Below are 22,047 nucleotides of genomic sequence, written 5' to 3' on the forward strand. Positions count from 1 at the left end.
GGCTGCCAGGTGTCCGTGCGCCGTGTGCGCCGCGACCTCCAGGTGGCTGTGGATGGAATAAGGGCTCAGTCAGGGCTGCCAGCCGCCGCCGAGCGCCTTGTACAGGCGCACATGGTCGGCGGACAGGCTGGCCACCGTGGTGGCCACGCCCTCCTGCGTGGACAGCAGCGTGCGCTGGGTCTCCAGCACCGCCTGGAAGTCGATCAGCCCGCTGCTGTAGCGCTGGCGCGCGAGCAGTTCGGCATTGCCGGCGGCATCGGCGGCGGAGCGCAGGCGCACCAGGCGCTCGCGGTTGCCGCGCAGGGACACGAGTGCGTCTTCCACGTCCTTGAGCGCCGTGAGCACGGCCGCCTGGTAGGCGATGCGCGCCTGCTCCAGGCCGGCCTCCTGCGCCCGCACCTGGGCGCGCGCGGCACCGCCATCGAGCAGCGGCACCGAGACGCTGCCCAGCAGCGATGCGGCCACGGCGCTGCCGCCGCTGAGCGCTCCCAGCGTGAGGGCGCGCAGGCCCACCGAGCCGCTGATGCCGAAGTCCGGGTAGCGCGCCGCGTCGGCCTGCGAGACGCGGGCCAGCGCCGCGGTGATGCGCTGCTCGGCCGCGCGCACGTCGGGGCGCTGGCGCAGGGTTTCGGCCGGTATCGCCATGGCCAGCTCATCACCGGGCTGGGGCACGGCGGCGCTGGCCGCCAGTTGCGCATCGAGCGCGGCCGGCGCCTGCCCGGTCAGCACGGCCAGGCTGTGGCGCGACTGGGCCAGGCTGGCTTCGAGCGCGGGGATCTGGGCGGCGGTCTGCTCGGACGCCGCACGCGCCTGCTCGGCCACGAGCGAGGTGGTGAGGCCGGCCTGCAGGCGCCACTGCGTGATCTGCAGCGTCTCGCCCTGGCTGGCCAGGTTGCTGCGCGCGATCACCAGGCGCTGCTGCAGGCTGCGCAGCTCGATGTAGTTCACGGCCACCTCGGCGGCCAGCGACACCTGCACGTCGGCCAGGCTGGCCTCGGCGGCGCGGGCATCGGCTTCGCTGGCGTTGACCCCGGCGCGCACGCGGCCAAACACATCGGGCTCCCAGCTCGCATCGAAGCCCAGCTGGAAATTGTTGCCCGTGCCGCTGTTGCCCGAGCGGCTGCGCTGCGCCGAGGCCGAGGCACCCACCTGGGGCGCCAGGCCGGCGGCCTGCACATCGACCTGGGCACGGGCCTGCCGCAGCGCGGCCTGGGCCGTGCGCACGCTGGTATTGGCCGCCAGGGCCTGCTCGACCAGCGCGGTCAGCTGGGCATCGCCCAGGCGCTGCCACCACTGGGCGAGCGAGGTGGCCGTGCTGCCGGGGGCGGCCGTGGTGCCGGCGGACCAGGTGGTGGGCACGGGCGTGTCGGGCAGGCGCGCATCCTGCGGGGCCATGCTGGCGCAGCCGGCCAGGGCCGCAGCCAGGGCCAGTACCGGCCAGCGCAGGGCATGGCGGCAGTTGCGCTGGCGGCTCAGGGAACGCGGGGAGGAAGGGCGCATGGAAGGGGTTGGCTCCGGGTTGATGGCCCTATTGTGCGGACCCCACCCTTCGCAAAGTTAGCCAACGCGTCAACCCCATGTAAAGAATTGCTGCAGTGCACGATGTCCTCTGCCCGGCAGGGAACGGTCTCTTCAATGCGCCTGCAGTTCGGGCGCCGGCAGCGATGCCCGCGCCCGGTACTCGCTCGGGCTGCAGCCCGTGTGGGCCTTGAACACCCGGCTGAAATGGCCGCTGTTGCGAAAGCCCCAGGAGATGGCGATGTCCGTCACCGAGCGGTGCGCATGGCCAGGGTGGCGCAGCTCGCGCAGGCAGGCTTCGAGGCGGCGCTGCTGGATGGTGGCGGCCAGGGTGTCGCCATCGTCGGTCATGGCGTTGTACAGGTGGCGGCGGCTGCAGTTGAGCGCCTGGGCGATGCGGTCGATGGTGAGGTCCGGGTCGGCCAGGTGGCGGTCGATGTACTGGCCGATGCGGTCGCGCAGGGCCTCGCGCTGCGACACGGCGCTGTGCTGGCCGTTGCGCTCCAGCAGCGACAGCTGCACCAGGTGCGTGATCACGTCGGCCACACCGTCTGCGGCAGCGTCGGACATGGTGGGCAACTCGGTGAAGGCAGCGCGCATGGTGTCCCAGGCCAGGCGCGAAACGCCGCTGGTGCCCGAGAAGCGCTGCACCATGAGGTCGTCGAGCCGCAGCCGGCGCTCGGGCATCTGCTCCTTGGGGATCATGAGCACCATCTGGCGCACGGCCTCGGGGTTGCTCACCGCGTAGGCGCGCGTGGTGTCGTACACGCTCCATTCGCCCGGGGACAGCCAGACCTGGCGGCCGTTCTGCTCGAAGCAGGCACGCCCTTCGAGCTGTGCCACCACCTTGATGTAGGCCCGGTCGCTGCCGCGGATCAGGCTGGGGGTGCGCACCACGCGGTGGCGGCTCACGTCGAGCTGGCACAGGTTGACGTAGCCGGCCTGCCCCGAGGTGATGTGGCCCGCGAAGGCCTCGTCGCCGAAGGCATCCGACTCCAGCCCGCCGATGAGCCGCCACACCGCGTCGCCCCACAGGTGCAGGCGGTCGCGCGGTGCCACGGTATCGGTGGATACCTCGGTCAGGGGGTGGGCCATGGTGTCTCCAGTACAGCAGCTGGCGCCGCCGGTATGCCCCGGATTATCCGGCGCAGCCCTATTCCCCGGCGCAGCACGGAAATCCGGGTAAACCCGCTGCGCCGTGCACGCTGGGACCAGCGTTTTGTGCACGCTCAGCACAGCAGGCCCGGGCGCCCCTGCCTACGATCGGTCAACGGCCTGCGCTGCGCGGGCCGCCCATCCGAGGAGACAGAAAAATGGTTCAACAATCCAAACGCCAATGGATCAAGGGCATGGCCGCCACGGTGGGCGCCATGTCGGTCGCCCCGCACCTGCTGGCCCAGTCGGGCCCCGTGCGCGTGGGCTACGCCATCGCCCGCACGGGCCCCTGGGCGGCGGGCGCGCAGGTCAGCCAGGAGCCCAACTACCTGCTCTGGGCCGAGCAGGTGAACGCGGCCGGCGGCCTGGCCATCAAGGGCGCCAAGCGCCCCATCGAGCTCATCGGCTACGACGACCGCAGCGAGACCGAGACCTGCGTGCGCACCTTCGAGAAGCTCATGGGCAGCGACAAGGTGGACCTGATCCTGCCGCCCTGGGGATCGGGCGCCAACTTCGCCATCGCACCGCTGGCCAACCGCTTCGGCTACCCGCTGCTGGCGCCCACGGCGCTGTCGCGCAAGCTGATCGACATGAACCTGCCCTACTTCTTCTCCCTGCTGCAGCAGCCCGACAAGATGATGGGCGCGCTGGTGGACATGCTGGTGGCCAACGGCGTGAAGTCGGTGGCCATCGTCTACATGGACGACCTGTTTGGCCTCGAAAACTTCGCGGCGCTGAACAACGCGCTCAAGAAGACCAGCATCCAGGTGGTGGAGCGCAAGAGCTACCCGCTGGGCGTGAAGGACCTGGCGCCCGTGCTGCGCGGCATCAAGGACCAGAACCCCGACGCCTTCATCGGCATCACCTACCCGCCCGACACCATCCTGGCCAGCCGCCAGGCGCGCGAGGTGGGGCTGAACCCCAAGTTCTTCTACGCCTCGGTGGGCACGGCCTTCCAGCTGTACAAGAACGTGATGCAGGCCAACACCGAGGGCGTGATCGGCATGGGCTCGTGGAGCGTGAAGACCAGCCCCGAGGCCAAGGCCTATTTCGACGCCCACGTGAAGAAGTTCAACAAGGAGCCCGACCGCTGGGCCAGCGGCCATGCCTGGGCAGGCCTGCAGATCCTGCAGCAGGCCGTGGAGAAGGTGGGCCTGGACCGCAAGGCGCTGCGCGAGCACATCGCCAAGAACGAGTTCAAGACCATCCTGGGCGGCATCCGCTTTGCGGGCAGCGAGAACGCCTCCATCCCCGGCACCGTGAGCCAGTGGCAGGGCAGCGACTTCGAGGTGGTCTGGCCCAAGGACCGCGCCACGGCGCAATTGAACACCAACAAGCCTGCCTGGAAGTAACACGGAATGTCCCTGACCTCCTGGGCCGAACTGGTCGCCAGTGGCCTCATTACCGGCGGCATCTATGCGCTGGTGGCCATGGGCCTGAACCTGCAATACGGGCTGATGCGCATCATGAACATCTCGCATGGCGAGTTCCTGATGCTCGGCGCCTTCATCACCTGGTGGGCGCACACCGCCTGGGGCTGGTCGCCGCTGCTGCTGATGCCCATCGCCTTCATCGCGCTGTTCGTGCTGGGGGTGGCGGTGCATGCGCTGTGCTTCAAGCGCCTGGCGGCGCGCGCGCCGAACGTGGACGTGTTCGAGGCGCGCAGCCTGATGGTGGGCTTCGGCCTGATGTTCCTGGTGCAGAACACCGCCCTCTTGATCTGGGGTGGCGACCTGCGTGGCTACGAGTACCTGGCCGACCCGGTGCAAGTGGCGGGCATGCGCTTCACCGAGAACAAGCTGGTACTGTTCGGCGTGGCGCTGGCGCTGTCGGCCGCGCTGATCGCGCTGCTCAAGCTCACCTTGCTGGGCAAGGCCGTGCGGGCGCTGATGCAGTCGCCCACGGGGGCGCAGCTGGTGGGCATCAACACCCGGCGCCTGCACCCCATGATGTTCGGCATTGGCCTGGGCCTGTCGGGCGTGGCGGGGGCCCTGCTGTCGATGACCTACGAGATCTCTCCCTCGATGGGCGAGCCCTATACCGTGACGGCGCTGATCGTGATCACGCTGGGCGGCTTCGGCAGCCTGGCGGGCAGCCTGGCCGGCGGCCTGCTGCTGGGTGTGGTCGAGGCCCTGGGCATGCACTTCAGCAGCCCGTCTCTCAAGATGCTGCTGAGCTATGCGGTGTTCATCGGCGTGCTGATCTGGCGCCCCAACGGACTCTTCTCCAAAAAATGAAATCTCTGCATTCCAACAAGCCCTGGCTGGCGCTCGCCATGGGAACGGCCGTGGTCGGCACCCTGCCCTGGCTGGTGTCCGAGTTCGTGGCCTCGGTGCTGCTCAGCTGCCTGATGTACATCGCGCTGGCCACCAGCTGGTCGCTGTTCTGCGGCGCCACGCGCTACCTCTCGCTGGCCACATCGGCCTTCTTCGGCATCGGGGCCTATGCCAGCGCCACGCTGCTGGAAGTGCTGCCCTGGCCGCTGGTGATCGTGGCCGGCGCGCTGATCGCCGCCGTGGTGGCCGTGGTCATGGGTGCGGCGGTGCTGCACCTGCGCGGCACCTACTTTGCGGTGCTGACCTTCGGCATGACGGAGCTGATCCGCCACGCAGTGACCTTTGTCGAAAAGCAGGTCTCGGGCACCGTGGGCCGCGTGCTCACAGTGGTGCCCAGCAACGAGACGGTGTACCTCACGGTGCTGCTGATCGCGGCGGCGGCCATTGCCACGTCGATTGCTGTAAAGCGCAGCCGCTTTGGTCTGGCGCTTGCAGGCATCGGCGCGGACGAGCAGCGCGCCCAGACCCTGGGCGTGGATACGCGCCTGGCCAAGATCGCGGGCTTCGGCATCACGGCCGCGTTTGCAGGCGCCGTGGGCGCGGCCATGGCCGTGCGCTGGACCTACATCGAGCCGGCCGCCGTGTTCAGCCCCTTCATCGGCTTCCAGACGGTGCTGATCGCGCTGATCGGCGGCGCGGCCAGCATCGGCGGGCCGGTGCTCGCGGCCATCGTCTTCAGCCTGCTGGCCGAGACGCTGCGCCTGCAGCTGCCCTATGGCTACATGATGGTGCTGGGCCTGCTGCTGATCCTGTGCGTGATGTACCTGCCCAACGGGCTGGCCACGCTGTGGCAGCGCAAGCGGGCGGCCACGCCTGCAACGGAGGCCGGCCATGTCTGAAGCCCTGCTGACCATCGACAGCGTGACCGTGCGCTTTGGCGGGCTGACCGCCGTGGACGGCGTGAGCGCCACGCTGCATGCCGGCGAGCTCATCGGCATCATCGGCCCCAACGGCGCGGGCAAGACCACGTTCTTCAACGCCATCTCGGGCGTGCAGCCACCGACCTCGGGCATGCTGCACTGCGATGCCGACAACCTGACCGGCAAGGGGCCGCACCACTATGCGGCCCATGGCATTGCGCGCACCTTCCAGACGCCGCGCGTGTTCCCGGACATGACGGTGCGCGACAACGTGCGCTTCGGCATGCAGTTCGCGGGCCGCCACCGCCAGGGGCCCGTGGGCCTGCGCAGCGAAGACGAGATCCTGGCCATGCTGGGCCTGTCGGCCCTGGCCGAGCGGCCCGCGGCCGATGTGACGCCCTCGCAGCAGCGCCTGCTGGAGATCGGCATGGCCCTGGGCACGCGCCCGCGCCTCTTGCTGCTTGACGAGGTGGCCGCCGGCCTGACCGAGGCCGAGGTCGATGCCATGGCCCAGCGCATCCGCCGCCTGCGCGATGACTGGGGCCTCACGGTGGTGTGGATCGAGCATGCGGTGACCACGCTGCTCAAGTACGTGGAGCGCGTGCTGGTGCTGCACCAGGGCCGCAAGATCGCCGATGGCACACCCTCCGAGGTGGTACGCAACCCGGAGGTGATCGAGGCCTACCTGGGCGATGAGATGGGCACCCAGACAACACCCGAAGGAGCCACGGCATGAGCGGCGCACACCTCACGGTACAAGGGCTGGTCACGGGCTACAACGGCTTTCAGGTGCTGCAGGACCTGTCGCTCGAGGCCCAGCCCGGCATCACGGTGATCGTCGGCCCCAACGGCGCCGGCAAGACCACGCTGCTCAAGGCCCTGGCCGGCCTGCTGCCGCGCCAGGGCACGGTGCAGCTCGACGGCCAGGCCGTGCCGGCCCTCAATGCGACCGCCTGCGTGCAGCGCGGCCTGGCCCTGGTGGCCGAGGGCCGCCAGCTGTTCCCGCAGATGACGGTGACCGAGAACCTGGAACTCGGCGGCTGGCTGGTGCCCTCGCGCGTGCGCGCCGAGCGCCTGGCCCAGGCCTTCGAGGACTTTCCGCGCCTCAAGGAGCGTGCCCAGCAACTGGCCGGCACCATGAGCGGTGGCGAGCAGCAGATGGTGGCCGTGGCCCGCGCCATGATGAGCGGCCCGCGCCTGTTGATGCTGGACGAGCCTTCGCTGGGCCTGGCACCGCGCATGGTGGACGAGCTGCTGGCCATCGTGCAGCGCATCGCGGCGCAGGGCGTCACCGTGCTCATGGTGGAGCAGAACGTGCGCAAGGCGCTGCAGGTGGCCCAGCGCGGCTATGTGCTGGAGCGCGGGCGCATCGTGGCCTCGGGCGATGCCGCCGCGCTGCTGCAGTCCGACGCCGTGCGCCAGGCCTACCTGGGCGTTGCCTGAACGTCCCACACCCCATCCCCATCCGACTTTTCCTTCCTATTCATCCAGGAGACATTCCATGACTGCCATTTCCATGCTGATCAACGGCGAGCGCGTGCAGGCCGCAGGCGGCGCCACCTTCGAGCGCCGCAACCCGCTCGACGGCTCCGTGGCCACCACCGCGCCTGCCGCCACGGTGGCCGATGCCAAGGCCGCCGCCGACGCTGCGGCCAAGGCCTTCCCGGCCTGGTCGGCCCTGGGGCCCAATGCGCGCCGTGCGCTGCTGCTCAAGGCCGCCACGGCGCTGGAAGCCAAGGGCGAGGCCTTTGCCGCCGCCATGGCGGCCGAGACCGGCGCCTCGGGCCTGTGGGCCGGCTTCAACGTGCACCTGGCCGCCGGCCTGCTGCAGGAGGCCGCGGCCCTGACCACGCAGATCGCCGGCGAGGTGATCCCGTCCGACGTGCCCGGCAGCCTGGCCATGGGCGTGCGCCAGGCCGCGGGCGTGGTGCTGGGCATCGCACCGTGGAACGCGCCCATCATCCTCGGCGTGCGCGCCATCGCCACGCCGCTGGCCTGCGGCAACACGGTGATCCTCAAGGGGTCGGAACTGAGCCCCGCCACGCACGGCCTGATCATCGAGGCCCTGCAGGAGGCCGGCCTGCCCCCGGGCGTGGTGAATTTCGTGACCAATGCCCCGGCCGATGCCGGCGCCGTGGTCGAGGCCATCGTGGCCCACCCGGCCGTGCGCCGCGTGAACTTCACGGGCTCGACCAAGGTCGGCCGCATCGTCGCGCAGACCTGCGCCAAGTACCTCAAGCCCACGGTGCTGGAGCTCGGCGGCAAGGCCCCGCTGGTGGTGCTCGACGATGCCGACGTGGATGCGGCCGTGGATGCCGCCATCTTCGGCTCGTTCGCCAACTCGGGCCAGATCTGCATGTCCACCGAGCGCATCGTGGTGGACGCCTCCATCGCCAACGACTTCGTGGCCCGCTTCGCAGCGCGCGCCCAGGCGCTGCCGCTGGGCGACCCGCGCAAGGGCCCGGTGGTGCTCGGCTCGGTGGTGGACATGGCCACCGTGCAGCGCTGCAACGCCCTGATCGACGACGCCCTGGCCAAGGGTGCCAAGCTGGTCTGCGGCGGCAAGAGCGAGAACACGCTGATGGCTGCCACCATCCTGGACCACGTGACGCCCGCGATGGACATCTACCGCGAGGAGTCCTTCGGCCCGCTCAAGCCCATCGTGCGCGTGAACGGGGTCGAGGAAGCGGTGGCCTGCGCCAACGACAACGAGTTCGGTCTGTCCGCCGCCGTCTTCGGCCGCGATGTGGCCCGTGCCTGGAACGTGGCTGCGCGCATCGAGTCGGGGATCTGCCATGTCAACGGACCTACCGTGCACGACGAGGGGCAGATGCCGTTTGGCGGGGTGAAGAATTCAGGGTGGGGGCGGTTTGGCGGGATGGCTGGGGTGCGGGAGTTCACGGAGTTGCGGTGGATTACGGTGCAGACTTCGGCTCGGCACTATCCGTTCTGAGTTTCTTCTCGGCTGGTCTGCTTCTGGAGGCGTGCCTGCTTTGAGGGCGGAGGCCGGGATATGCGCCCGGCGGCGCACCTACCTTCTTTTGCTTCGTCAAAAGAAGGTAGGCCAAGAAAAGACGACCCCGCTGCCCGTGTCCCCCTCGCCCGGGGGCGAGGGGGCAGCCTGCGATGCTCGAAGCTGGGGTGCGCCTCGCAACTCGCTTCGTTCTTCGAACTCCGCTCAGACATCTGCGGCGAGTCAGATGACGAAGCGTGTGTGTCCTGCGGCACACCCGCCACCCCAGCTCCTGCGCTTCTCGGCACGGTCAGAAAGGGGTTGATACCAACACGGGCCATTGCTTCGCTCGGCCTGTGGTCCTTCGCTGCGCCCGGCTCGCCAAAGCGATCGCCCAGCGTGTCGGCAGCGCGTGGCGCGAACCGACCCCAGGCGCAGCTGCGAAGCAGCAGCCGGGTGGTACCCGCTCCCCACCCCTTCTGGCTGCGCCGAGAAGCGCAGGAGCTGGGGTGGGTGCATGTGCCGAAGGACACATGCACTTCGTCTTCTGGCTCGTCGATGCTGTTTGACCGGAGCTGCCTCGCAGAGGCAGCGCAGGGAGTTCATCGACGCCCACCCCAGATCCGAGCATCGCAGGTTGCCCGTAGCGAAGCGAAGTGACGCAGACAGCGGGGTCGCCTTTTCTTGGCCCACCTTCTTTTGGCGACGCAAAAGAAGGTGGGTGCGCCGCCGGGCGCACATCCCGGCTCCCGCACTACGCACAAGCATGCAGCAACCACAAACACCAGAGGCCTGGCCCTCCGTCAAGCAACGATCCAAGAAGCATCCGCCAGCGCAGACACACCACTGAGCTTGACCAGGCTGTCGTTCACACCCAGCGCCGCCACGCTGTCATTCACCAGGATGTAGGTGTCGGCCCCATAACGAAAGGCGATGGCCTTGTTGGCGCCCGCCGTGGTGGCTGCCAGAGCTGCGGCATCCAGCAGGGACGATGAATCGGAAATGCCAGCCAGCTGCAGGCTGGTCGGTGTCGCCTTCGCCGTCGCAGTCTCGGCCGCCAACACCAGCCTGTCGGTACCGCTCACGAAGTCGGTCACCACGATGGCAGACCAGCCCAGCCCGGCGGAGAAACTCGTGTCCAGATCCTTGGCGGCGGCACCCGCCAGGCCGGTGAGGTTCAGCGTATCCGCGCCGCCGCCGAGCGTGATCCTATGGGCGTTGCCGGCACCGATGGTGATCGTGTCATCACCCTCGCCCGCCGCAACGATCACCTGGGCGCCAGAAGCGTCGTTGATGACGAAGGTGTCCGCCCCCTTGCCACCCGTGATGGTGACGGCCGTCAGCGTGGTGGCGAACGTCAGGGACAGCGCGCCGGTGAGCGCCGAGGCATCGATCACCGAGACATGGGCGCCCGTCACGGTGGTCGTCAAGGCCTGTTCCCCGGTGATGACGATCTTTTCAGCCGCGTTGGCGGTGATCTTCGCCACATTGGCGGCCCCAACCAACGAGCTGATTTTCTGGCTGGTGACGTTCAGGTTCTCGATGGCGTCCACGATCACTTCGTCATCGCCAGCGGCTCTTAAAAGCACCAGGTTCGCAGAATCTGCGCCGCCATGGGCACCCGCAAACACCACCGTCAGTGCGCCACTGCCACCGCTACCACTGATGTTGCGGATACCGACGGTGGTGGCCAGGTCCACGCCATCAAACTCGGCAGGACCTGCTGCGGACTCGCGCCACAGCTCCGTGATGCCGGTTGCGCCGGACACCCCGAATTTCGAGTTTGCTCCCACCTGGATGAACACTTTTTCCACACTCTGCAGCGTGGATGCCACCGTCGCACCAGCGGCCAGCGTGGCCCTGAGCGTGTCGACCCCGCCTGCGCCATCGATGGAGTCGGCGCTGGACAGGAAGCCGGCGGTGGTTGCCACAATGGTGTCGTTATAGGCTGTTGTCTTGAACTTGGCCTGCGCAGCCGAAGGCGATATAGCGTCCGCTTCCGCGGTGAGCGACAGCGTCACACCCACAGGGAGATCGGGCCCGGGCGACACTATCGGCCCGGAATTCGCGGGGTTGCTCGAATACGCGTGCGAGGCCGTCACTTCGTCGTTCCACTTCACCGCGGCCGCCGCATAGACGGACTGGTCACCGGTGGCGTTTTCAAGCCCCGAGAGGATGCGCCCCAACTGCAGTGCAACGATGCCCACATTGGCCTTGCCGACAGACACAAGATAGTCCCGCAAGGCAGTCTGCAAGCACGCATTGGGCAGCACGCCCAGGTTCATCAGCAGCTTGGTGGACAGCGCATCCTCGGTCAGCGCAGTAAAGCCGGCACCGAACCGCTGGGCAAAGGCCGTGATGCCGATGGGCTCGACCGCCGCCACCTGGTTGACATAGACAGCGTTCACGGGAGACTGGTCGTTGAACGCCCGGTTCAGCATGGTGACGTCGGCATAAGTGCCGGAAACTTGGACAGGCATCCATTCCTCCCTTGATGTTGTAGTGAACCCTGTGAGCCTAAGGTGCGCCCCGCCAGCAAGGTGTGGCAGCGGTCACAAGGAAACTTTTTGAAACCAAAGCTGCCTCCGCTCACAGAGTCAGGGCTGGAACAGCGAGAAAAGCCGGCAACCCAGGCACAAAAGATCGCGTTGCGCAGCCGAAGCCCTTTGGCACCCGATCAGGCTGAAGTCCATGAAGCATCGGCCAACGTGGCCACGCCTGTGAGCTTGACCAGGCTGTCATTGGCACCCAGCGCAGCGACGCCATCGTTCACCAGGATGTATGTGTCGTCACCGTAGCGGAAGGCGATGGCCTTGTTGGCACCTGCCGTGGTAGCAGCCAGGACCGCTGCCTCCAGCAGCGAAGGGGCTGCGGCAATGCTGGCCAGCTCTGCACCGCCGGGAGCAGACTTGGTCGTCGAGGCTGCGCCAGTCAGCCGGATCTCATCGGTGCCACTTGCGAAGTCCCGTACCTCCATGGCCGAAGCAGCCAGCGTGGCCGAGGTGCCGATATCGATGTCCTTGGCTGCTGCGCCAGCCAACCCACTGATATTCAGCGTGTCGGCACCCACACCCAGGGAGATCAGGTGAGCGTTGTGGGCACCGATGGAGATGGTGTCGGCGCCATGGCCTGCCTCAACAACAACCCGTGCCCCTGATGCGTCGTTGATGGTGAAGATGTCACCACGCGTGCCGCCGGTGATGGCGGCCGCCGTCAGGCCTGCGGGCGCAAACGCCAGGGTCAGCGCACCCGTGAAAGCAGAAGCGTCGATCACTGAGACATGGGCCCCCGTCACGGTGGTCATCAAGGCCTGGTCACCCATGATGGAGACCTTTTCAGCTGCGTTGGCTGTGATCTTGACCGTATTGGCTGTGCCGAACTTCTGGCTCCTGATGATCAGGTTCTCAATGGCATCCACGATCACCTCATCATCGCCAGCGGCACCTAGGAACGCCAGCTGCGCAGAGTCTGCGCTGCCACCGGCACCCGCAAAAACCACGTTCAGTGCGCCGCCACTGCCGGAGTCGCGGATACCGACGGTGGTGGCCAGATCCACGCCATGGAACTCGGCGGGACCTGCTGCGGCCTCTCGCCACAGCTCCGTGATGCCGGTCGAGTGGGTCGCCATGAATTTCGAATGGGCGCCTGCCTGGAGGAACACCTGTTCGACGTTCTGCAGCATCGGCGCGACGGTCGCATCGGCCGCCAGCGTGGCCTTGAGCGCGTCACCCCCCATACCGCCATCGATGAAGTCACCACTGGACAGCAGGCCCGCAGTGGTGGCCACAATGGCGTCCCTATAGTCCGTCGACCTGAGCGTGGCCAGTGCGGCAGAAGGCGAGATGGAGTCATCGCTCATGGTCAGCGCCAAGGTAACACCCGCGAGACCGACCCCTATCGGCATTGCCGGCGGGAAATTCGCCGGGTTGTTCGAATAGATGTGCGAGGAGAAGATGTCCTCATTCCACTTCACCGCAGCCGCCGCGTACGTGGCCTGATCGCCAGTGGCGTTTTCCAGTCCGGAAAGGATTTGCCCCAGTTGAAGGGCCACGATGCCCACATTGGCCTTGCCGACAGACACCAGATAGTCCCGCAAGGCGGTCTGCAAACCATCATTGGGCAGCACGCCCAGGTTGCCCAGAAGCTTGGTGGACAGCGCATCCTCGGTCAGCCCGGTAAAGCCGGCGCCGAACCGCAGGGCAAAGGCAGTTATGCCGATAGGTTCAACCGCCGCCACCTGGTTGACATAGACATTGTGCGAAGGGGACTGGTCGCTGAACACCTTGTTCAGCATGGTGACGTCGGCATACGTGCCGGAAACTTGGACAGGCATCCATTCCTCCCGTGGTGTTGTGGTGAGCTTTGTGAGCCTAATGTGCGCCCTGCCAGCAAGGTGTGGCGGAGGTCACAAAGAAACTTTTTGAAACCAAAGCTGCCTCCGCTCACAGGGTGAGGGCTGGAACAGCGAGAAAAGCCGGCAACCCAGGCACAAAAGATCGCGTTGCGCAGCCGAAGCCCTTTGGCCCCCGATCAGGCCGAAGTCCATGAAGCATCGGCCAACGTGGCCACGCCTGTGAGCTTGACCAGGCTGTCATTGGCACCCAGCGCAGCGGCGCCATCGTTCACCAGGATGTAAGTGTCGGCACCGTAGCGGAAAGCGATGGCCTTGTTGGCACCTGCCGTGGCGGCGGCCAGGGCCGTTGCGTCCAGCAGCGAGGACGCCGCCGCAATGCCGGCCAGTTGCGCAGGAGCAGGGGCTGCCTTGGCCGTCGAGTCAGAACCGAACAGACGGATTAGATCGACCCCGCTTTCGAAATCCGTCACGCGAATGAACGACCGACCCAGCGCAGCGTCCGAACTGGTGTCCAGATCGCGGGCGGTGGCGCCCGCCAAACCCACAATCGTCAACGTGTCGCTTCCACGGCCCAGGGTGACCTCGTGGGCATTGGCGGCTCCGACAATGACGGTATCGTCACCAGCACCCGCGTCAATGGCCACTCTGCCACCGGAAGCCTCGTTGACGTTGATCCGGTCGCCCGCAGTGCCACCGATGATGCCCACCGGCGTGCTTCCCGTGGTGGTGAACGCCAGGTCCAGGGCCCCTGTCAGCCCGGTTGCATTGATGACCTCCACATGGGAGCCGGTCACGGTGGTGCTCAGCGCCTGGTCACCCCAGATCCGTATTTCCTCGGCAGCATCGGCCGTGATCCTGGCGGTGTTGTTGGTGGTGGTTGCCACATTGCCGGCAGAGCTACGGACCAACAGTAGCTCGATGCCCGGCGCGATCACCTCGTCGAGTCCCGTCGCATCGGCCAACACGATGCTGGCGGAGTCCAGGGTGCCGGAGGCGCCCGCGAACTTCACGGTGAGCGGTCCGCCGGACAGGGAGTTCTGCACGCCCACGGTGGTGTTCAGGCTGACGTCTGCAAACGTGGCTGGGCGCGTAGCCCCATCCCCCCACAACATCCTGATGTCGGTCGCATTGGCAGAACTGAACTGGGCGGATTCGCCTGCGGTGATGATGACCCTTTCAATGCCATAGAGCTTGGGCGCCACGGCCTCACCCCCACCCAGCGTGGCCATGAGGATGTCCCCGCGTCCGCCATCCCCCCCACCGTTGAGTATGTCCGGGGAGCCCAGCAGCCCAGGTGCAGGAGCCAGAAAAACGTCGTCATACAAGGTGCCGCTCAGGACATCCACGCCGTTGGTCAATGTCAGCGTGGTGCCTGTACCCACATTGAAGTAGGGATTTCCGATAGGTCCCATTCCGTTTGCGGGGTTGCTGGAATAGGCATGCGAAGCAGCAAGTTCGCTGTTCCATCGCATCGCTGCGGCCGCATAGATGGCTAGGTCGCCTGTGGCGCCTTCCAGCCCCGAAAGTATGCTCCCCAATTGCACGGCGACAATGCCCACGTTGGTCTTGCCCACGACGACCAGGTAGTCCCTCAACGCGGACTGCAGGCCAGCATTTGGCAGCAGTCCTAGATTGGTCAGCAACCGGGTGGACATCAGATCTTCCGACCAACCGCTGTACCCGCTGCCCCACTGCAATGCAAATCCATCGAGCCCATTCTCTTGCGCAGCAGCAAGCATGTTGTTGTAGGCGTCGTAGTGTGGCGACCGGTCGCTGAGCCCCCGGTTCAGCGCCAGGACACCCGCCTGGTTGTTGGAAAGTTGCAAGGCCATCTCAAGCTCCAGCCCCTTTGAGGGGCAATAAAATCACAAGGTCCACCGCAGTCGCGCTTAGAGGGAAGGTCCGCTACGCAGACGTAGACGCCGACACAGCGGCAATGGTTGATTGGTGGGTCAGGCGACACTCCAGGATGAGTTCGCCAGTGTGCTCAACCCGCTGAGCTTGATGAGGCTGTCATTGGCATTCAGTGCAGCCACGTCGTCGCTGACCAGGATGTAGGTGTCCGCACCGTAGCGAAAGGCAATGGCCTTGTTGGCGCCTGCCGTGGTGGCAGCCAGGGCCGTTGCATCCAGCAACGAAGCCGATGCAGCAATGCTGGCAAGTTCTGCGGCGCCGGGTACCGCCTTCGCCGCGACCTTCGCAGCATCCAACCGGATCACGTTGGTGCCACTCGCAAAGCCCCTCACCTCGATGGCTGACGCGGCCAGCGTGGCGGGCGTGCCGAGATCGATGTCCTTGGCCGCAGCACCTGCCAGCCCGGTGATGGTCAGCGTGTCGGGCCCATCGCCCAGGGTGACCTTGTGGCGGGCCTGGGCGTTAGCGGTGATGGCAACGCCCCCTGCGGTGCCGGCCAGCGCCAGGTCCAGCGCCGAGTTGAATGCCGAGGCGTCGACAACGGACACCCTGGCACCGGTCACGGTGCTAACCAGGGCCTGGTCACCCAGGATGACGATTTTTTCCGCCTGGGCCGCACTGATTTTGGCGCCGTTGACCGTGGTGGCGGCGACCGTGCCGGCCTTACTCCAGACGTTCAGGTGCTCAATATTGGCAACGACGATTTCGTCACGGCCCACTGCATCGGCGAACACAATGTTGGCCGAATCCATCGGGCCAGAGACGCCGGTGAAATTCACGGTCAGGACACCACCCGTGACGGAGTTCTGGATGCCGACGGAGGTGGCCAATTTCACGTCCGAGAATGTGGCCGCACCCTCTGCGGCATAGACCCACAGTTCCTGCAGACCGGCGGTATCCCCGGCACCCAATTCGGCCCCTGCGCCTGCGGTGATGTAAACCTTCTCGACGCTGCGCAACCCAGGGGCGACCTTGCTTGCGGCTGCAAGGGTCGCCCTGAGGGTATCGAGACCCTCGGCGCCATCGATCACATCCGCCGTCGAGAGAAAGCCCGCGGTGCTTGCCAGGATCGTGTCCTTGTCGGCCGTGGTCTTGAACCTGGCATCTGCCGCGGCAGGCGATATCGCATCGTCGCCGGACGTCAGCGAAAGGGTGACGCCCGTGACAGGAACGTTAGGCCCTGCGATGACGCCGTAAGGGTCGATGGAGTATTTGTAGGAATCCACCAGCTCCTTGTTCCATGCCACGGCAGCGGCATTGAATGCTGCCTGGTCACCCGTGGCCTGCTCCAGCCCCGAAAGGATCTGCCCGAGCTGCATGGCGACGACGCCCACGCTGGCCTTGCCCACGGACACCAGGTAGTCCCGCAAAGCAGTCTGCAGGCCGGCATTCGGCAACAAGCCCAGGTTGCCAAGCAGCTTGGTAGACAACTGGTCCTCGGTCAGGCTGGTAAAGCTGGCGCCAAAAGAGAGGGCAAAAGTGTTGATGCCCACCGACGTGGCCCTTGCCACCTGGTTGTTGTATACCGCGTGGGCAGGCGATTGGTCGTTGAAGACCCGGTTCAAAATCGTCGTGACGACATAGGGTTCATCGAGAAAGGTCTGTGCCATCAAGAGCTTCCAAAAAAATCAAACAGGTGAGCAGTACGGGGTGAAGCCCTGCGGTTCAGAATTCAGGCCAGCGCATGGCGGCACCGCGCGGCCAAGGTGGCTTGGGCGGGCCGTCAGGCCGAGGTCCAGGAGGCATCGGCCAGCGCCGCCACACCCGTCAGCTTGATGAGGCTGTCATTCGCACCCAGCGCCGCCGTGGCGTCATTGACCAAGATATAGGTGTCCGCACCAAAGCGGAAGGCAATGGCCTTGTTGGCACCTGCCGTGGTAGCGGCCAGGACCGTTCCGTCTAGCAGCGAGGACGCCGCCGCAATGCCGGCCAGTTGCGCAGGAGCAGGGGCTGCCTTGGCCGTCGAGTCAGAACCGAACAGACGGATTAGATCGACCCCGCTTTCGAAATCCGTCACACGAATGAACGACCGGCCCAGCGCAGCGTCCGAACTGGTGTCCAGATCGCGGGCGGTGGCGCCCGCCAAACCCGCGATCGTCAACGTATCGCTTCCACGGCCCAGGGTGACCTCGTGGGCATTGGCGGCTCCGACAATGACGGTATCGTCACCAGCACCCGCATCAATGGCCACTCTGCCACCGGAAGCCTCGTTGACGTTGATCCGGTCGCCCGCTGTGCCACCGATGATGCCAACCGGCGTGCTTCCCGTGGTGTTGAATGCCAGGTCCAGGGCCCCTGTCAGCCCGGTTGCATTGATGACCTCTACATGGACGCCGGTCACGGTGGTGCTCAGCGCCTGGTCACCCCAGATCCGTATTTCCTCGGCAGCATCAGCCGTGATCCTGGCGGTGTTGTTGGTGGTGGTTGCCACATTGCCGGCAGAGCTACGGACCGACAGTAGCTCGATGCCCGGCGCGATCACCTCGTCGAGTCCCGTCGCATCGGCCAACACGATGCTGGCGGAGTCCAGGGTGCCGGAGGCGCCCGCGAACTTCACGGTGAGCGGTCCGCCGGACAGGGAGTTCTGCACGCCCACGGTGGTGTTCAGGCTGACGTCTGCAAACGTGGCTGGGCGCGTAGCCCCATCCCCCCACAACATCCTGATGTCGGTCGCATTGGCAGAACTGAACTGGGCGGATTCGCCTGCGGTGATGATGACCCTTTCAATGCTATTCATCTTGGGAGCCACCACTTCACCGGCACCAAGTACGGCCTTCAGCGTGTCGCCGCGCTCGCTATCGCTGCCGCCGCGGAGAATGTCGGCAGAACCCAGCAAGCCAGGCGCGGGAGCCAGGAAGACATCGTCATACAAGGTGCCTGTCAGAACGTCCACCCCACTGGTCAGCAAGCGAGTGACCCCCGTCCCCACCTCGAAGTCCGTAATTACGATACCGTCGACACGATTGGCTGGGTTGCTGGAGTAGGCATGCGAGGCGGTCACCTCATTGTTCCAACGCACCGCAGCAGCCGAGTAGATAGCCAGGTCACCGGTGCCATTTTCCAGACCGGACAGTATCTGTCCCAATTGCATTGCTACAACACCGACGTTGTCCTTGCCGATGGCGACTAGGTAGTCCTTCAACGCCACCTGCAGACCTGCATTGGGCAGCAACCCGAGATTCGTCAGCACCATGGTCGACAACGCGTCTTCGGACAGGCTGCCAAAGCTGTACAGCCGCGCCAGCTCTACGATTCCCTTCGAGGAAAACGCGGCAATCTGGTTGGTGTAAACGTTGTAACTTTGCGTTTGATTGGATATCGCCCGATGCAGCATTGTGAGGTCTGCATGGATGCCGAAAACTTGTGCGGGCATAGAGGCCTTAGGGTTCAGTGATGGATGAGCAAAAGGGTTTGCAATACGCGGCAAGCCGTCGTCACGTCAAACGGCATCTGTTGACCAGATAGTCATGCCATGCCCCGTGACGCATCGGCGTAAAGCTGGCGCCAAACGACAGGGCAAACGCGTTGACGCCCACCGACGTGGCCTTTGCGACCTGGTTGTTGTACACCGCGTAGGAAGGCGATTGGTCGTTGAACACCCGGTTCAGGATCGTCGTGACAACGAGGGGATCATCAAGAAAGTTCTGTGCCATCACGTGCTCCGCAAACGGCCATCAGGCCGGGGTCCAAGAGGCATCGGCCAGCGCCGTCACACCGGTCAGCTTAACCAGACTGTCGTTCACACCCAGTGCAGCCGCGGAGTCGTTCACCAGAATGTAGGTGTCCGCGCCGTAGCGAAAGGCAATGGCCTTGTTGGCGCCCGCCGCGGTGGCGGCCAGAGCCGTTGCCTCCAGCAGCGAGGCCGCTGCAGCAATGCTGGCAAGGTCCGTGGCACCGGGTGCCGCCTTGGCCGTTGCCTTGGCGCCATCCAGCCTGATCGAGTCGGTGCCGCCGGCAAAGCCGGACACTTCGATGGCCGAAGCAGCCAGCGTGGCCGCCGTGCTGAGGTTGAGGTCTTTGGCCTCAGTGCCTGCCAGGCCGATGATTTTCACGGTGTCGGCGCCGGCACCGAGGTTGATCTTGTGCGCGGCCTGGGCGTTGAACGACACGACTACGCCATTCGTGCTTGCGAGCGTCAGCCCCAGGGCTTTGGTCAGTGCCGTTGCATCGACCCCGGACACCTGGGTGCCGGTCACCGTGGTGGTCAAGGCCTGGTCGCCGAGGATGACGATCCCTTGCGCCTGGGCCGCACTGATCTTGGCCTCGTTGGCCGTGGTGGCGGCCACCGTGCCGGCAGTGCTTCTCACGGTCAGGAATTCGATGTTCGCCACGATGATCTCGTCATTGCCCGTGGCATCGGCCAGCACGATATGGGCGGACTCCGCCGGGCCTGAAGCGCCGGTGAAGTTCACTGTCAAGGCACCGCCAGCCAGGGAGTTCTGGATGCCTACGACGGTGTCCAGTTGGACATCCGAGAACGTGGCCGGGCCCTCGGCAGCATCGATCCGGAGTTCCTGCAGGCCGAAGGCACTGCGGGCATCAAATGCGGCCCCCGATCCTGCGGTGATGAAGATTTTCTCGATGTTGCGCAGCTGTGGAGCCACCGTGCCGCCAGCGGCCAGGGTCGCGATCAGCGTGTCGGCGCCCGCAGCGCCATCGATCACGTCGGCCGTCGAAAGAAGCCCCGCCGTGCGCGCAAGAATGGTGTCGTTGTTGGCCGTGGTCTTGAATTTCGCCTCAGCCGCTGCAGGCGATACCGCGTCGTCGCCAGACGTCAGAGAAATGGTGATGCCCGTGACAGGCATCTCAGGCTCCCCCCCGTTGGAGCCTGTGTTGTCGGGATTGCTGGAGTAATTGTAGGAAGCCACCAGTTCCTTGTTCCATACCACAGCCGCGGCATTGAACGCCGCCAGCTCGCCCGTGGCCTGTTCCAGCCCAGAGAGGATCTGGCCCAGTTGCAGGGCGACGATGCCGATATTGGCCTTGCCCACCACTTCGAGGTAGTCCCGCAAGGCGGTCTGCAGGCCCGCGTTGGGCAGCAGGCCCAGGTTGTTCAGGAGCCTGGTGGAGAGTTGCTCTTCCGTCCTGCCGGCATGGGCCGCTCCGAAAGACAGGGCAAACGCCTGGGCACCATTCGCCGCGGCCATGGTCACCTGGTTGGTGAAAACGGGGTAGGAAGGCGACTGGTCATTGAACGCCCGGTTTAGGATCGTCGTGACGACGTAGGGCTCGTCGAGAAAATTCTGTGTCATCAAAAGCTCCGTAAAAGGCCGATCAGACCGAGGTCCACGAGGCATCGGCCAAGGCCGTCACGCCGGTCAGCTTGACCAGGCTGTCGTTCTCGCCCAGCGCGGCGGCGCCATCGTTCACGAGGATGTAGGTATCTGCTCCATACCGGAAGGCGATGGCCTTGTTGGCGCCGGCCGTGGTGGCGGCCAAGGTTGCAGCGGCCAGCAGCGAGGAGGATGCGGCGATGCTGGCCACATCGCTGCTGCCGGGTGCGGCCTTGGCCGCCGGGTTGGCGCTGCTCAGCTGGATCGCATCGGTACCGCTCACGAAGCCGGCCACTTCGATGGCCGAAGCGGCCAGCGTGGCCGCCGTGCTGATGTCCATGTTCTGGGCCGCCATGCCTGCCAGGCCGGAGATGGACACCGTATCGGCGCCGGCGCCCAGGGTGACTTTGTGTGCGGCCTGGGCGTTCAGGGCGATGGAAACACCCTGCGTACCTGCAAGCGCCAGGTCCAGTTTCGCACTGAAGATGGCCGATGCGTCGATCACGGACAGCTTGTTGCCCGTCACGGTAGTGGTCAGTGCCTGGCCGCCACCAATGACGATCTTCTCCGCCTGGGCAGCGGTGATGCGGGCATGGTTGACCGTGGTGGCAGCCACGGTGCCCGGCGCGCTCTGCACGACCAGGGTTTCGACACCTGCGACGATGATTTCGTCATCGCCTGCAGCGTCCGCGAACACCAGATTGACGGAGTCGGCGGGTCCGCCGGCACCGGCAAACTTCACGGTCAGGGCGCCCCCTGCGCCGGAGTTCTGGATACCGACGGTGGTGGCCAGCCCCACCCCGGAGAATGCGGCGGGACCTGCCGCTGCTTCGACCCGCAGTTCCGCCAGGCCGGTCGCGCCAGCCGCGCTGAACTCGGCCCCTGCACCTGCGATGATGAACACCTTTTCGACGCTCTTGAGCGTGGGCGCCACCACCGCACCTGCCGCCAGAGTCGCCTTGAGGGTGTCGATGCCCAAACCGCCGTCGACGGCGTCGGCACTGGACAATATGCCGCTGACGGGGGCCAGGATCGTGTCACCCCAGTTGCTGGTTTGCGCGGAAGATAGGGCGTCATCACCGGCCGTCAGCGACAAGGTCAGGCCAAAATCGCCAAGGGAGCCAGCGGGTGAAGGGACGGTGTTGGCGGGATTGGCTGAATACAGGAATGAAGCGTTCAACTCGGCATTCCACGCCACCGCCGCGGCCTTGTATACGGCCATGTCGCCCGTGGCGTTCTCAAGGCCCGACAGTATCTCGCCCAGTTGCAGGGCCACGATGCCGACATTGGCTTTGCCCACTGACACCAAGTAGTCCTTCAACGCGGCTTGCAGGCCTGCATTGGGCAGCACCCCCAGGTTGCCCAGGATCTTGGCGGACAGCTCGTCCTCTGTCAGGCTGGCGAAGCTGGCGCCAAATTGCAGAGCAAACGCCTTCCTTCCAATCGAGGTGTGCTCCATTACCTGGTTGTTGTACGACGCGTTGGACGGAGACGCATCGTAGAAAGCGCGGTTCAGCATGTCTACGACTTCGTACAGATACGTTCCGACGACTTTTGGCATCACCAGCTCCAGCACAATAAAGGTGCGTTGAGCGTATCTGGGCTACCCGGCCAACCCATGTGCCAGCCGTCACAAGAAAACATTTTGAAACCCGCTGTACGCCTGCGCGCGCAGGACAGCGCG

16 protein-coding genes are annotated in these 22,047 nt (G+C 65.8%); 6 read left to right on the forward strand and 10 right to left on the reverse strand.

Features of this window, described 5'->3' with window-relative positions; all coding sequences use genetic code 11:
• Positions 1-69: 69 nt before the first annotated feature.
• Together AC07PA_RS29485 and AC07PA_RS29490 are read right to left on the reverse strand one after the other, a co-directional pair.
• Positions 70-1,500: an efflux transporter outer membrane subunit gene (locus AC07PA_RS29485; protein WP_494609638.1), complete on the reverse strand. Its 1,431-nt coding sequence runs from the start codon at positions 1,498-1,500 to the stop codon at positions 70-72.
• Positions 1,501-1,632: 132 nt separating this feature from the next.
• Positions 1,633-2,613 (reverse strand): AraC-like ligand-binding domain-containing protein, encoded by a 981-nt coding sequence (locus AC07PA_RS29490; protein WP_145695440.1) that lies wholly within the window; start codon positions 2,611-2,613, stop codon positions 1,633-1,635.
• A 218-nt stretch (positions 2,614-2,831) separates the two neighbouring features.
• Between AC07PA_RS29490 and AC07PA_RS29495 the strand changes: the two genes are divergently transcribed.
• Genes AC07PA_RS29495 through AC07PA_RS29520 form a run of 6 tightly spaced genes read left to right on the forward strand, consistent with a single transcriptional unit; the run spans position 2,832 to position 8,822 of the window.
• Positions 2,832-4,025 carry an amino acid ABC transporter substrate-binding protein gene (locus tag AC07PA_RS29495; protein ID WP_494609637.1) on the forward strand — a complete coding sequence of 398 codons (1,194 nt, stop codon included), beginning with the start codon at positions 2,832-2,834 and terminating at the stop codon, positions 4,023-4,025.
• 6 nt (positions 4,026-4,031) lie between these two features.
• Positions 4,032-4,910 carry a branched-chain amino acid ABC transporter permease gene (locus AC07PA_RS29500; protein WP_007857639.1) on the forward strand — a complete coding sequence of 293 codons (879 nt, stop codon included), beginning with the start codon at positions 4,032-4,034 and terminating at the stop codon, positions 4,908-4,910.
• On the forward strand, positions 4,907-5,848 hold the full coding sequence (locus tag AC07PA_RS29505) for a branched-chain amino acid ABC transporter permease (RefSeq protein WP_494609636.1): 942 nt from the start codon (positions 4,907-4,909) through the stop codon (positions 5,846-5,848). The genes AC07PA_RS29500 and AC07PA_RS29505 overlap by 4 nt, the downstream gene beginning before the upstream one ends.
• On the forward strand, positions 5,841-6,605 hold the full coding sequence (locus tag AC07PA_RS29510) for an ABC transporter ATP-binding protein (RefSeq protein WP_494609635.1): 765 nt from the start codon (positions 5,841-5,843) through the stop codon (positions 6,603-6,605). Before AC07PA_RS29505 ends, AC07PA_RS29510 begins: the two co-directional genes overlap by 8 nt.
• On the forward strand, positions 6,602-7,312 hold the full coding sequence (locus AC07PA_RS29515) for an ABC transporter ATP-binding protein (protein ID WP_494609634.1): 711 nt from the start codon (positions 6,602-6,604) through the stop codon (positions 7,310-7,312). Before AC07PA_RS29510 ends, AC07PA_RS29515 begins: the two co-directional genes overlap by 4 nt.
• A gap of 58 nt (positions 7,313-7,370) precedes the next feature.
• Positions 7,371-8,822: an aldehyde dehydrogenase gene (locus AC07PA_RS29520; protein ID WP_494609633.1), complete on the forward strand. Its 1,452-nt coding sequence runs from the start codon at positions 7,371-7,373 to the stop codon at positions 8,820-8,822.
• An 803-nt stretch (positions 8,823-9,625) separates the two neighbouring features.
• Here AC07PA_RS29520 and AC07PA_RS29525 read toward each other — a convergent pair.
• The 8 genes from AC07PA_RS29525 to AC07PA_RS29560 all read right to left on the reverse strand — a co-directional run bounded on the left by AC07PA_RS29525 (position 9,626) and on the right by AC07PA_RS29560 (position 21,882).
• A complete protein-coding gene (locus AC07PA_RS29525; protein WP_494609632.1) occupies positions 9,626-11,302 on the reverse strand; it encodes a bluetail domain-containing putative surface protein in 1,677 nt (558 codons plus the stop codon).
• Positions 11,303-11,499: 197 nt separating this feature from the next.
• Positions 11,500-13,116 carry a bluetail domain-containing putative surface protein gene (locus AC07PA_RS29530; protein ID WP_494655407.1) on the reverse strand — a complete coding sequence of 539 codons (1,617 nt, stop codon included), beginning with the start codon at positions 13,114-13,116 and terminating at the stop codon, positions 11,500-11,502.
• Between the two features lie 236 nt (positions 13,117-13,352).
• A complete protein-coding gene (locus tag AC07PA_RS29535) occupies positions 13,353-15,008 on the reverse strand; it encodes a bluetail domain-containing putative surface protein (protein ID WP_494609630.1) in 1,656 nt (551 codons plus the stop codon).
• Positions 15,009-15,128: 120 nt separating this feature from the next.
• Positions 15,129-16,700, reverse strand: coding sequence for a bluetail domain-containing putative surface protein (locus tag AC07PA_RS29540; protein ID WP_494609629.1), 1,572 nt, complete (start codon positions 16,698-16,700; stop codon positions 15,129-15,131).
• A 113-nt stretch (positions 16,701-16,813) separates the two neighbouring features.
• A complete protein-coding gene (locus tag AC07PA_RS29545) occupies positions 16,814-18,463 on the reverse strand; it encodes a bluetail domain-containing putative surface protein (protein WP_494609628.1) in 1,650 nt (549 codons plus the stop codon).
• A 61-nt stretch (positions 18,464-18,524) separates the two neighbouring features.
• Positions 18,525-18,743: a hypothetical protein gene (locus tag AC07PA_RS29550; RefSeq protein ID WP_494609627.1), complete on the reverse strand. Its 219-nt coding sequence runs from the start codon at positions 18,741-18,743 to the stop codon at positions 18,525-18,527.
• A 21-nt stretch (positions 18,744-18,764) separates the two neighbouring features.
• A complete protein-coding gene (locus AC07PA_RS29555; protein ID WP_494609660.1) occupies positions 18,765-20,342 on the reverse strand; it encodes a bluetail domain-containing putative surface protein in 1,578 nt (525 codons plus the stop codon).
• Between the two features lie 22 nt (positions 20,343-20,364).
• Positions 20,365-21,882 carry a bluetail domain-containing putative surface protein gene (locus AC07PA_RS29560; protein WP_494655408.1) on the reverse strand — a complete coding sequence of 506 codons (1,518 nt, stop codon included), beginning with the start codon at positions 21,880-21,882 and terminating at the stop codon, positions 20,365-20,367.
• Positions 21,883-22,047 lie beyond the last annotated feature (165 nt).

The sequence above is a fragment of the Acidovorax sp. GW821-FHT09B03 genome (assembly GCF_059418305.1).